Source organism: Luteococcus sp. (assembly GCF_043424415.1).
Classification (GTDB): Bacteria; Actinomycetota; Actinomycetes; order Propionibacteriales; family Propionibacteriaceae; genus Luteococcus.
Map to the genome: position 1 here is coordinate 1 of NZ_JBHWOO010000275.1, position 11,885 is coordinate 11,885.

Sequence of the window (11,885 nt, forward strand, 5' to 3'; positions counted from 1 at the left end):
CGTGTCCAGATGCCCGGGACGAGCCGGGCGCAGGTGCTGCTGGACCAGCTCGACGACTGACTGGCCATAGACATGACGAAGGGGCCGGCCGGGATTGCTCCCGGCCGGCCCCTTCGGCGTGCGTGTGGCGACTCAGATCACTTGCCGTCGCCCTTGAAGAGCGACTTGATCAGGTCACGGTTCAGCTGGCTGATGCTCTCCAGCGGGATGCCCTTCGGGCAGACCTGGGCGCACTCACCGATGTTGGTGCAGCCGCCGAAGCCTTCCTCGTCGTGCTGGGCAACCATGGACTTCACACGGCTGTACCGCTCCGGCTGGCCCTGCGGGAGCATGGCCAGGTGGGTGATCTTCGCCGAGGTGAACAGCATTGCGGAGCCATTCGGGCAGGCCGCGACGCAGGCGCCGCAACCGATGCACGTGGCGTTGTCGAATGCCCTGTCGGCCTCGCGCTTGGGAGCGGGGGTCGCGTGGGCATCCGGTGCGGAACCAGTGTTCACCGAGATGTAGCCGCCCGACTGGATGATCCGGTCGAAGGCATTGCGGTCGACGACGAGGTCCTTGATCACCGGGAAGGCACCGGCCTTCCAGGGCTCGATGTCGATGACCGCGCCGTCAGCGAAGGAACGCATGTGCAGCTGACAGGTGGTGGTGTGCTGGCCACCGTGGGCGATGCCATTGATCACCACGCCACACGTGCCGCAGATGCCCTCACGGCAGTCGTGGTCGAAGGCCACGGGCTCCTCGCCCTTGACGGTGAGCTCCTCGTTGAGGAGGTCCAGCATCTCGAGGAAGGACATGTCCTCGCTGACACCGTCGAGCGGGTAGGTGACCATCTGGCCCTTGGCATCGGCATTCGCCTGACGCCAGATTCGGAGTGTGACCTTCACTTGTAGCTCCTCTGCTTGAGCTCGATCGCCTTGTAGACCAGGGGTTCCTTGTGGAGGATGGGCAGCTGGTCGTCGCCCGCGAACTCCCAGGCCGCCACGTAGGCGTACTGGTCGTCGTGACGCAGCGCCTCACCCTCCTCCGTCTGGCTCTCGCCACGGAAGTGACCACCGCAGGACTCGCGGCGGTGCAGGGCATCGACGCACATGAGCTCGCCCAGCTCGAGGAAGTCGGCCAGACGGCCGGCCCGCTCGAGGGTCTGGTTGAAGTCATCGTTGACGCCGGTGACCTTGACGTCGGTCCAGAAGACCTTCTTCAGCTCGCGGATCTTCGCGATCGCGGTCTTGAGGCCCTCCTCACGACGGTCCATGCCGCAGTACTCCCACATGATCTGACCCAGTTCCTTGTGGATGGAGTCGACCGTGCGGCTGCCGTTGATGCTCAGCAGCGTGTTGATGCGGTTGGTGGCATCCTCGACGGCCTCGATGACCGCGGGGTGGTCCAGACCCACCGGCTCGCGCTTGGAGGCGTCGGCCAGGTAGTCGTTGATGGTGTTCGGCAGGACGAAGTAACCGTCCGACAGGCCCTGCATGAGCGCCGAGGCACCCAGGCGGTTGGCGCCGTGGTCGGAGAAGTTGGCTTCGCCGGTGCAGTACAGGCCCTCGATGGAGGTCATCAGGTCGTAGTCCACCCAGACGCCACCCATGGTGTAGTGGACGGCCGGGTAGATACGCATCGGAGTCTCGTAGGGATTCTCCGCCGTGATCTGCTTGTACATGTCGAACAGGTTGCCGTACTTGGCCTCGACGGTCTTCTGGCCCATGCGGTTGATCGCATCGGAGAAGTCCAGGTAGACGCCACGGCGGACCATGCGCTCCTGGCCTGTGTCCGGGTCGATCTCGCGCACGGCCGGGCCGACACCGCGGCCCTCGTCGCACATGTTCTTTGCCTGGCGGGAGGCGATGTCACGCGGGACCAGGTTGCCGAAGGCCGGGTAGATGCGCTCCAGGTAGTAGTCGCGATCCTCCTCGGGAATCTGGCGCGGGTCCTTGTCGCAGTCCTCGGCCCGCTTGGGCACCCAGATGCGACCGTCATTGCGCAGCGACTCCGACATCAGGGTCAGCTTCGACTGGGTCTCGCCGTGCACCGGGATGCAGGTGGGGTGGATCTGCGTGTAGCAGGGGTTGCCGAAGTAGGCGCCCTTGCGGTGTGCACGCCAGCCGGCGGTCACATTGCAGCCCATTGCATTGGTGGACAGGAAGAAGACGTTGCCGTAGCCACCGGTGGCCAGCACCACGGCGTCGGCGGTCCAGGCCTCGATCTTGCCGGTGACCATGTCACGGGTGACGATGCCCTTGGCGACGCCGTCGACGGTGATCAGCTCGATCATCTCGTGGCGGGTGTGCATCTTCACCGTGCCGGCGGCCACCTGGCGCTCCAGCGCCTGGTAGGCGCCGATCAGCAGCTGCTGGCCGGTCTGGCCACGAGCGTAGAAGGTGCGCTGCACCTGTACGCCACCGAAGGAGCGGGTGTCGTGCAGGCCGCCGTACTCACGGGCGACGGGAACACCCTGGGCGACGCACTGGTCGATGATGGCCGCGCTGACCTCGGCCAGGCGGTAGACATTGGTCTCGCGGGCGCGGTAGTCGCCGCCCTTGACCGTGTCGTAGAACAGTCGGTAGGTCGAGTCATTGTCATTGCGGTAGTTCTTGGCCGCATTGATGCCACCCTGGGCCGCGATCGAGTGGGCTCGACGGGGGCTGTCCTGGTAGCAGAAGTTCTCGACGTGGTAGCCCGCCTCGCCGAGGGTGGCCGCCGCGGCGCCACCGGCGAGGCCGGTGCCCACGATGATGACCTTCAGCTTGCGGCGGTTGGCCGGGTTGACCAGCTTGGCGGTGAACTTGCGCTCACTCCAGATCTTGTCGATCGGCAGGTCCTTGGGGGCCTTGGTGTCGGCGATCTCCTCGCCGACGGTCCAGTACTGGCCTTCCAGGGCGGCCTGCGGGTCGTTCACGTAGCTCGTGCTCATCGTCCAATCACTCCAATAAGAATCATCACCGGCGGGATCATGAAGCCGATGAAGAGCAGTCCGGCGATGATCGCCGACAGGCTCTTGAGCACCTTGCGGGACCCGGCGGAGACGTTGGCACCCAGGGTGGTGAAGGCGCTGGCGCAGCCGTGGTAGATGTGCGAGCAGACCGCGGCCATGAAGACCAGGTAGGCCAGCACGACCCACCACTGGCCGAAGCCGGCGACCACGCGGTCGAAGGGGGCCAGGTCGGTGACGCCCGCGGCGTAGCCGGGACGCAGCACCTGTGCGGTGTAGTGCAGCAGGTGGAGCACCAGGCCCAGGGCCAGGATGATGCCGCTCCAGATCATGGTGCGCGCCGCGAAGGAGCTCTCCATGTTCTTCTTGTTCGCGTAGCGGGCGCTGCCCACGTTGCGACGGCGGCGTCCGGTCAGCTTCGCGGCGGACCACATGTGCAGCACGATGCAGGCCAGCAGGAAGATGCGGAAGGCCCACAGGAACCACATGGGCGGCACGATCGGGTAGAGGAAGCGGCGCAGGTAGTGCGAGTACTCGTTGAACTCCGCGCCGTTGTCGGGAAGCAGCAACTTGGTGTTGCCGAACATGTGCATGAGCAGGAAGCCGATCAGACAAAGACCGGTGACGGCCATGATGGCCTTCAACGCCACTGTCGAACGGGCTGCTCTCTGATGGTTGGTAAGAGTTGTCGCCACAGGCTCACCCTAGACAATCCCGGGGGTGAACGTGAACCGGGGGCGGCCTGCATGGGACAAAAAACGCGAATTGTGACGTTTTGCCCGGCCACAAGGGGCAACACCGCTCTTTTCCAGCCAATTAGGGCATGAATTCGATGCGTAATTCAGGCCAAGAGGTCGGGTCGGCGACGCCTCGTCAGCTCCACGGACTGCTCGCGCCGCCACTGTGCGATCTGGGCGTGGTGACCGCTGAAGAGCACCGGGGGCACGTCCAGCCCCCGCCAACTGGGGGGCTTGGTGTAGACGGGGTATTCCAGCAGGTTGTCCTGCCCCGAGGAGTGCGACTCCTCCTCCAAGGAGGCCGGATTGCCGATCACGCCAGGCACCAGCCGGACGATCGCCTCCACCATGGCCAGGGTGGCGACCTCCCCGCCATTGAGGACGTAGTCGCCCAGGCTCAGCTCGCGCACCGGCATCCGGCTGGCGGCATGGTCCATCACGCGGCGGTCGATCCCCTCATAGCGCCCGCAGGCGAACAGCAGGTGCGGCGCCTCGCTGAGCTCATAGGCGATGGGCTGGCTGAAGGGCTCCCCCGAAGGCGTCGGCACCACGAGCACGGGAGGATCGCCCAACCCGTCCAGCAGCTCGTCCAGGCACTCCCCCCACGGCTCGGGCTTCATCACCATGCCCGCTCCCCCGCCATAGGGGGTGTCGTCGACGGTGTTGTGCCGGTCATGGGTCCACTGCCGCAGGTCGTGCACACCGACCTCCACCAGTCCCTTGGCGATCGCCTTGCCCACCAGCGACAGCTGGAGGGGTGCGAAGTAGTCCGGGAAGATCGAGACGATGTCGAGCCTCATTGGTCGGCTCCCGCGCCATCAGTGGCGGCACTGGGCTCGACGACCTCGGCCTCCTCGTCGTCCAGCAGGCCCGGCACCTCGGCCAGCTGCACGGTGCCGGTCGCCAGGTCGACCGACGGAACCAGTTCGCTCACGAAGGGCACCAGCCGCTCCCCGCTGCGGGTGGCGATCGCCAGCAGGTCCTGGGCGGGCAGGTGCACCACCTGGGTGACGCGCCCGAGTTCCGAACCGTCGGCCCGCAGCGCCATCAGTCCCACCAGCTGGCGGTCGTAGTACTCGTCCTCCTCCTCGGGCAGTTCGTCGGGGTCGACGTCGACCACCAGGACGCTGCCGCGCGCCTTCTCGACCGCGGTGCGGTCCGCCAGCTCGGCGAAGTGCACCAGCAGCCGACCGGAGTGCCAGCGGGCCTCGACAACCGTGACCTCTCGTCGGGTGCCCTCGATGCGCAGGCGGCTGCCGGGCTCGAAACGCCGCTCCGGCTCGTCGGTGCGCAGCTCGATGGCCACGTCTCCCTTGATCCCGTGGGCGCGGCCGATACTGCCGACCACCACCTCGACCTGCTGGTTCATCAACTGCTCCTTGGTTGCGAAAGAAGGGGAAGGGTGCGGGGGCCGGGCCAGGCCCGGCAGACGCGTGACGCCCCGCGCCGAGGGGGCGCGGGGCGTCACGGATGACCTGGGACGGCTTTCAGCGGCGAGCGCCACGCCCGCCGCGACGGTCCACGTCGACGAAGTCGACCCGGACCTGCTCACGGCCTGCCAGTGCGGCAATGACGGTCCGCAGCGCCGAGGCGGTGCGTCCCTGCCGGCCGATGACCTTGCCGATGTCGCTGGGGTTGACCCTGACCTCGAGCATCCGGCCGCGCCGCAGTTCCTTATCCTTGACGACGACGTCGTCAGGGCTGGTGACGATGCCACGCACCAGGTGCTCCAGGGCGTCGGCGAGCATGATCAGGCCTCGGTCGACTCGTCAGCGGCGCCCTCGGCAGGCGCCTCGGCCGGCTCCTCGACGGGCTTGTCGGCCTGGTCGTCGGCGGCAGCCTCGGGGGCCTCGTCGGACTTGGCCTTCTTCTTGCTGATCGCGTCGGCCTTCGGGGCGTCGTCCGCCTCGGCGAGGGCGGCATTGAAACGGGCCAGCTTGTCGGCCTTCTCCGGCTGCGGGTCCACGCCCGAGGGGCTGGTGTCACCGCTGAACTGCTGCCAGTCACCGCTGCGCTTCAGGATCGCGACGACGGCCTCGGTGGGCTGGGCGCCCACGGACAGCCAGTACTGGATGCGCTCCGAGTTGACCTGGATCACCGAAGGATCGTTCTTCGGGTGGTACAGGCCGACCTCCTCGATCGCACGGCCATTGCGCTTGGCGCGCGAGTCCATGACGACGATGCGGTAGTGCGGCTGACGGATCTTGCCGAGACGCTTCAGACGAATCTTGGTTGCCACGAGTGTGGTTCTCCTGTTGGAAAATGGTCCGGGAACATACCCGGCCAATGACGGGTGACCCGTCGGATCCCGTGTGGGGCACAGGTCCGGGGGCCGGATGAATCCGTGGCGAAGGAGTTAGAGGGCGCCGACGACACAGATGCTCTCCCCATTCTGCCAGAAAGATCGCCACAAGGCCATCACGCTGACGGGGCCCACAGCAGCGCGCCAGGGGCTGCCACGACCGCCGCCGGATGCCCGGCTAGCCCGGCGCAGGACCGCCGGCCTGCTGGCGCACGACGCGCCCGCGCAGCACCACCAGCCGCGGGTGGCGGACCACGCCCAGGTGCTGGCGCGGGTCCTCGTCGAAGACCACGAGGTCGGCACTGGCGCCCTCCTCCAGACAGGGCCTGCCGAGCCAGTCACGAGCCCGCCAGGAACCCGCTCCCAGTGCGAACTCGGCACCACCGATCTCGGCCAGCAGCTCCACCTCCTGCCCCAGGATGCCGTGCGGCATCACTCCCCCGGCATCGGTGCCGGCATAGATCGGCACCCCTGCCTCGTGGGCACGACGGAAGCGATCGAGGCGGGTCGAGTACAGCTCGCGCATGTGTGCGGCATAGGTGGGGAACTTGGCCTCGCCGCTGGCGGCGATGTCGGGGAAGTTCTCCAGGTTCACCAGCGTGGGCACCAGCGAGACCTGGCGCTCGGCCATCTGCTCGATCACCTCGTCGCTGATGCCTGTTCCGTGCTCGATCCCGTCGATCCCCGCCTCGACCAGTTCGGCCACCGACTCCTCGCCGAAGCAGTGGGCGGTCACCCGGGCACCGGCCTGGTGGGCCTTCTCGATGGCCTCACGCGCCACCTCCACCGGCCACAGCGGCGCCAGGTCACCCTTGTCACGATCGATCCAGTCGCCCACCAGCTTCACCCAGCCGTCACCGGCACGCGCCTGCTCCTCGACGGTGGCCACCAGCTCCTCGGGCTCCACCTCGGCGGCGAAGTTGCGGATGTAGCGCTTGGGACGCGCGATGTGGCGACCGGCCCGGACCACCTCGGGCAGGTCCTCTCGCTCGTCGATCCAGCGGGTGTCGGCGGGACTCCCGGCATCACGCACCAGCAGGACCCCCGCGTCGCGGTCGTCGACGGCCTGCTGCTCGGTGGTCTCACGGTCCACGGCACCGTGGGCGTCCAGGCCGATGTGGCAGTGCGCATCCACCAGGCCGGGTATGATCCAGCAGTCGGTGGCCACGGTCACCGCATCGGCGATGCGCTCGAAGGTGACCACACCGTCGTGGACCCACAGCTCGGTCCGCTCTCCCGAGGGCAAGAGCCAGCCGCTCAGGTGCAGCCGCGAGGCGGGCCCATCGGGAACCACCCGCTCGGCGATGTGGGTATGGGTGTGGCCGCCGTGGGTGTGCGTGTGCACCGGGCTCGGCATCGACGCGTGCTCGTGGTGTGCGCTCATGGGCCCATCCTGCCGTGGCATTTGTCCGCGGGGAAGGGATGCAGACGGCCCGTCACCCCTTTGGGAGGGACGACGGGCCGCCGGTGCAGGGTCCAGCTGGGGTCAGCGCGGGCCCTGGTCCGGCTGGTTGAACATCTTCTGCATTTCGGGCGGCAGCTGGAAGTTCTCCATCGCTGCGGCCAGATCCGCCTCGGAGGGCTGGGCGCCGGCGCCGACCCCGAAGGCCGCCCCGGCGTCGACGATCTGCCCGGCGGTGGGCTTGTTGGCCTCGGCCGCGCGCTTGGCGGGATTGCCCGAACCCTTCTTGTTGCCCTTGCCCTTCTTCTTGGCCTGGGCCTTGGTCTGCTTGCGGGCAGCTCCGCGCCCGCCCATGCCCGGGATGCCCGGCATGCCGTCGCCATTGCCCATCATCCCGGCCATCGACTGCATCATCTTGCGGGCCTCGACGAAGCGGTTGACCAAGTTGTTGACATCGCTGACCTCGACGCCGGCACCCTTCGCGATGCGGGCGCGGCGGGACCCGTTCAGGATGCCCACGTCGTCGCGCTCGGCCGGGGTCATCGAGTAGATGATGGCCTCGATCCGGTCGATCTCGCGCTCGTCGATGTTGGCGATCTGGTCCTTCATCTGGCCCATGCCCGGCAGCATCCCGAAGATCTTGCTCATCGGGCCCATCCGGCGCAGCTGCTGCATCTGGGCCAGGAAGTCGCCCAGGCCGAACTCATTGCCCTTGCCGGACATGAGCTTCTCGGCAGCCGTGCGGCTCTGCTCCTGGTCGAAGTGCTTCTCGGCCTGTTCGATCAGCGTGAGCATGTCGCCCATGTCGAGGATGCGGCTGGCCATCCGGTCGGGATGGAAGACGTCGAAGTCCTTCAGCCCCTCGCCATTGGAGGCGAACATGATCGGCTTGCCGATCACCCGGGCGATCGACAGGGCGGCACCACCACGGGCGTCACCGTCGAGCTTGGTCAGCACCACACCGTCGAAACCGACCCCGTCGGAGAAGGCCAGCGCCGTGTTCACGGCATCCTGGCCGATCATGGCGTCCACGACGAAGAGGGTCTCGTCGGGATTGACCGCGGCCTTGATGTCGGCGGCCTGCTGCATCAGTTCCGTATCCACGCCCAGTCGGCCGGCGGTGTCGACGATGACCACGTCGTAGAGCTTGCGCTGGGCCTCGAGGATGGAGGCGCGCGCCACCGCGATCGGGTCACCGACGCCATTGCCCGGCTCGGGCGCGAAGACGTGCACACCGGCGCGCTGGCCGACGATCTGCAGCTGGTTGACGGCATTGGGGCGCTGCAGGTCGGCCGCGACCAGCAGCGGCGAGTGACCCTCGCCCTTGAGCCAGGTGGCGAGCTTGCCGGCCAGGGTGGTCTTGCCAGCACCCTGCAGGCCGGCCAGCATGATGACCGTCGGCGGGTTCTTGGCGAAGCGGATCGTGCGGTCCTCGCCACCGAGGATGCTGACCAGCTCCTCGTTGACGATCTTGATGATCTGCTGCGTCGGGTTGAGCGCCGCCGAAACCTCCTCGGTGCGGCAGCGCTGCTTGAGGTTCGCGACGAATTCCTTGACCACCGACAGGTTGACGTCAGCCTCCAACAGCGCGATGCGGATCTCGCGGGCTGTCTGGTCGATGTCCGCCTCGGTGAGGCGGCCCTTGCCACGCAGCCCCCTGAAGGTGGAGGCAAGCCTGTCGGAGAGAGTGTCGAACACTGGTGGTCCTTCGGTCGGAGTGGCATGCCGCGGTGGCATGCGGAGGGTTCACGGGCCGGTTGGGTGCGTCAGGCAAGAATAGTGCGTCCCTCGTCGAACCGGCGGCGTCACTGGCCGAGCAGCCCGTCGACGAAGCCCCCGGCCTCGAAGGGTGCCAGGTCGTCGACGCCCTCGCCCAGGCCGATCAGCTTGACCGGGACGCCCAGCTCGCGCTGCACCTGCACGACGATGCCGCCCTTGGCCGAGCCGTCGAGCTTGGTGAGCACCAGACCGGTGCAGTCCACCACATCGCGGAAGATGCGGGCCTGCACCAGGCCGTTCTGTCCGGTGGTGGCATCAAGGACCAGCAGGACCTCGGTGACCGGCGCGATCTTCTCGATGACCCGCTTGACCTTGCCCAACTCGTCCATCAGGCCGGTCTTGGTGTGCAGGCGGCCGGCGGTGTCGACGAGCACCACGTCGACACCCTGGGCGATGCCCTGCTCGACGGCCTTGTAGGCCACCGAGGCGGGATCGGCACCCTCGACGCCACGGACCGTCTCGACGCCGACCCGCTCGCCCCAGGTGGCCAGCTGCTCGGCTGCGGCGGCGCGGAAGGTGTCGGCCGCGCCCAGCAGCACGGTCTTGTTCTCGGCCACCAGCACGCGGGCCAGCTTGCCGACGGTCGTGGTCTTGCCGGTGCCGTTCACACCGACAACCATGACGACGGCCGGCTTGCCGTCCGAGCCCTGCAGGCCCAGGGAGCGGTCCATGTCCGGATCGACGAGCGAGACCAGTTCGCGGCGCAGCACGGTGGCGGCACGAGCCGGGTCGTTGACACCGTCGATGGCGAGTTCGCGACGCAGCGTGTCGACCAGCTCGGTGGTGGGCCCCACGCCCAGGTCGGAGGAGATCAGGGTCGCCTCGAAGTCGTCCCAGGTGTCCTCGTCGAGGCGGTCGCGCGAGATCAGGTCGGCCAGGCCACGGGCAAGGGCATTGTTGCTGCCCGACAGGCGCCGGCGCAGGCGCACCAGGCGCGAGCCGGCGGCCTCGGGGACCTCCACGCCCTGTTCGGGCTGGACGACCCCAACCTCGGTGCCCTTCTCGGGCAGCACCTCGTCCGGGCGTTCGGCCTCGCGCAGTCCGCGACGGTTGCCCGTCCAGATGACGATGGAGGCGATGAGCAGGCAGAGCAGGACTCCACCGATGATCAGCTCGAAGATGTGTTCCACGCCCGCATCCTATCGGGAAGACCCATCCGGGCCCTGCTGCCCCGCAGCGGCGTCAGGCCTGCGCGGGGGCCAGGTCGGGGGTGCGCGCAGCCAGCGGGAGCTCCTCGACCTGCTCGTCAGGGCCCTGCGCCCGACTGTTCACGGCGGCGCGAGGAGCACTGATGGATGTCCTCGCTCCACCGATCCGCTCGCCCACGGAACGGCCGCCACGGGCGGCCCCCCGCTGCTCGGTGACGAAGTCCACCAGGACCTGGGGCGGTTCGGCATCGCCATTCATGTGCTGGGCGGCGACGGCCAGCCGCGCGGCCCACTGCGGATTGCTCTCGCGGAAGGCTCCCTTCATCCCGACCAGGACGACTGCGGTGACGGCGACTCCGATGGCGGCAATGATGCCGATGGCGAGGGCGAAGACGAGCACGTGGTTCTCCTGCTGGACCTGGGTGGGGGCAAGGACATTGTGTCAAATTGTCCGGCTGTCACGGACCATCGCCGCACCCAGCCTGGGCAAAGCACAGCAAAGACTCAGGAGACCGGCTCCCAGACCGGATCAGGACTCGCGCTGGAGCTTCTGGCTGATCACGGCCGAGACCCCGTCACCCCTCATGGTGACGCCGTAGAGGGCATCGGCGATCTCCATCGTGCGCTTCTGGTGGGTGATCACCAGCAGCTGCGAACTCTCCCGCAACTGCTCGTAGATCCCCAGCAGCCGCCCCAGGTTCGCGTCGTCCAGCGCCGCTTCCACCTCGTCGAGGATGTAGAAGGGGCTCGGCCGGGCGATGAACAGGCTCACCAGGAAGGCGACCGCCACCAGGGAACGCTCGCCGCCCGACAGCAAGGACAGCCGCTTGACCTTCTTGCCGGCCGGGCGCGCCTCGACGTCGACGCCGGTGGTGAGCCACTGCCCCGGCTCGGTGAGCACCAGCCGACCCTCACCGCCGGGGAAGAGCCGGGGGAAGACGTCATTGAAGGTCTTTTCCACATCGGCATAGGCGGCGGCGAAGACCTCCTCGACGCGACGGTCCACCTGCTCCACGATGCCCAGAAGGTCCTTGCGGGTGCGGCGCAGGTCCTCCAGCTGCTCGGCCAGGAAGGCGTGGCGTTCCTGCATCGCGTCGAACTCCTCCAAGGCCAGTGGGTTCACCCGGCCCAGTACCTGCAGGTTGCGTTCGGCGCTCCGCAGTCGCTTGGCCTGTTGCTCGCGGACGAAGGCCACCGGCTCGGGCACCTCGTCGTCAGGACCGAGCGCGGTGCCGTCGGGGCGGGTCAGCACCGGCACGAAGTTCTCCGGCCCGTACTCGGCCATCAGCACACCCGGCTCGAGACCCAACTCCTCCATCGCCTTCTCGCCGAGCTGCTCGATGCGCATCCGCACCTCGATGCGGGCCATCTCGTCGCGATGGGCACCCTCCAACAGCTGGTCGAGCGAACGCTGGGCCTCGCGGCTGGCACGACGGGCCGTCGCCAGCTCCGCCTCGGCCGCCAGCCGGTCCTGCTCAGCACGGTCCCGCTCCTGCGCGGCCAGCGCCTGGCTCGCCTCGACGCGGCCCAGCAGCCAGCCGGCCCCGCAGTGGACCGCTGTGGCGCCCGCGGCCTCGCGCACCGG

General features: G+C 68.0%; 11 protein-coding genes and 1 pseudogene. All 12 read right to left on the minus strand.

Annotated features, from left to right (window positions below; translation table 11 throughout):
* Positions 1–137: 137 nt before the first annotated feature.
* Positions 138–887, minus strand: coding sequence for a succinate dehydrogenase/fumarate reductase iron-sulfur subunit (locus ACHFFZ_RS15635; RefSeq protein WP_394277527.1), 750 nt, complete (start codon positions 885–887; stop codon positions 138–140).
* On the minus strand, positions 884–2,914 hold the full coding sequence (locus ACHFFZ_RS15640; protein WP_394277528.1) for a fumarate reductase/succinate dehydrogenase flavoprotein subunit: 2,031 nt from the start codon (positions 2,912–2,914) through the stop codon (positions 884–886). Before ACHFFZ_RS15640 ends, ACHFFZ_RS15635 begins: the two co-directional genes overlap by 4 nt.
* Entirely contained in the window at positions 2,911–3,576 is a 666-nt protein-coding gene (locus ACHFFZ_RS15645) for a succinate dehydrogenase cytochrome b subunit (protein WP_394277529.1), read from the minus strand. The genes ACHFFZ_RS15640 and ACHFFZ_RS15645 overlap by 4 nt, the downstream gene beginning before the upstream one ends.
* 197 nt (positions 3,577–3,773) lie before the next feature.
* Positions 3,774–4,469: a tRNA (guanosine(37)-N1)-methyltransferase TrmD gene (gene trmD, locus ACHFFZ_RS15650; protein ID WP_394277530.1), complete on the minus strand. Its 696-nt coding sequence runs from the start codon at positions 4,467–4,469 to the stop codon at positions 3,774–3,776.
* Positions 4,466–5,038 carry a ribosome maturation factor RimM gene (rimM, locus tag ACHFFZ_RS15655; protein ID WP_394277531.1) on the minus strand — a complete coding sequence of 191 codons (573 nt, stop codon included), beginning with the start codon at positions 5,036–5,038 and terminating at the stop codon, positions 4,466–4,468. Before rimM ends, trmD begins: the two co-directional genes overlap by 4 nt.
* Positions 5,039–5,156: 118 nt before the next feature.
* On the minus strand, positions 5,157–5,417 hold the full coding sequence (locus ACHFFZ_RS15660) for an RNA-binding protein (RefSeq protein ID WP_394277532.1): 261 nt from the start codon (positions 5,415–5,417) through the stop codon (positions 5,157–5,159).
* A gap of 2 nt (positions 5,418–5,419) precedes the next feature.
* Positions 5,420–5,908 (minus strand): 30S ribosomal protein S16, encoded by a 489-nt coding sequence (gene rpsP / locus ACHFFZ_RS15665; RefSeq protein WP_394277533.1) that lies wholly within the window; start codon positions 5,906–5,908, stop codon positions 5,420–5,422.
* 241 nt (positions 5,909–6,149) lie between these two features.
* Positions 6,150–7,328 carry an amidohydrolase family protein gene (locus ACHFFZ_RS15670; RefSeq protein ID WP_394277537.1) on the minus strand — a complete coding sequence of 393 codons (1,179 nt, stop codon included), beginning with the start codon at positions 7,326–7,328 and terminating at the stop codon, positions 6,150–6,152.
* Between the two features lie 129 nt (positions 7,329–7,457).
* Positions 7,458–9,071 carry a signal recognition particle protein gene (gene ffh / locus ACHFFZ_RS15675; RefSeq protein WP_394277534.1) on the minus strand — a complete coding sequence of 538 codons (1,614 nt, stop codon included), beginning with the start codon at positions 9,069–9,071 and terminating at the stop codon, positions 7,458–7,460.
* 107 nt (positions 9,072–9,178) lie between these two features.
* Entirely contained in the window at positions 9,179–10,282 is a 1,104-nt protein-coding gene (gene ftsY / locus ACHFFZ_RS15680; RefSeq protein ID WP_394277535.1) for a signal recognition particle-docking protein FtsY, read from the minus strand.
* Between the two features lie 52 nt (positions 10,283–10,334).
* Positions 10,335–10,700, minus strand: a complete 366-nt coding sequence (locus ACHFFZ_RS15685) for a hypothetical protein (protein ID WP_394277536.1) — start codon at positions 10,698–10,700, stop codon at positions 10,335–10,337.
* 129 nt (positions 10,701–10,829) lie between these two features.
* Positions 10,830–11,885 (minus strand): annotated as a pseudogene (locus tag ACHFFZ_RS15690) (chromosome segregation protein SMC); the annotation flags it as partial.

Excerpts from the sequence above, each read along its gene's own strand:
- ACHFFZ_RS15640 (WP_394277528.1), bottom strand. The coding sequence starts at position 2,914 with ATGAGCACGAGCTACGTGAACGACCCGCAGGCCGCCCTGGAAGGCCAG.
- trmD (WP_394277530.1), bottom strand. The coding sequence starts at position 4,469 with ATGAGGCTCGACATCGTCTCGATCTTCCCGGACTACTTCGCACCCCTC.
- rimM (WP_394277531.1), bottom strand. The coding sequence starts at position 5,038 with ATGAACCAGCAGGTCGAGGTGGTGGTCGGCAGTATCGGCCGCGCCCAC.
- ACHFFZ_RS15660 (WP_394277532.1), bottom strand. The coding sequence starts at position 5,417 with ATGCTCGCCGACGCCCTGGAGCACCTGGTGCGTGGCATCGTCACCAGC.
- ACHFFZ_RS15670 (WP_394277537.1), bottom strand. The coding sequence starts at position 7,328 with ATGCCGAGCCCGGTGCACACGCACACCCACGGCGGCCACACCCATACC.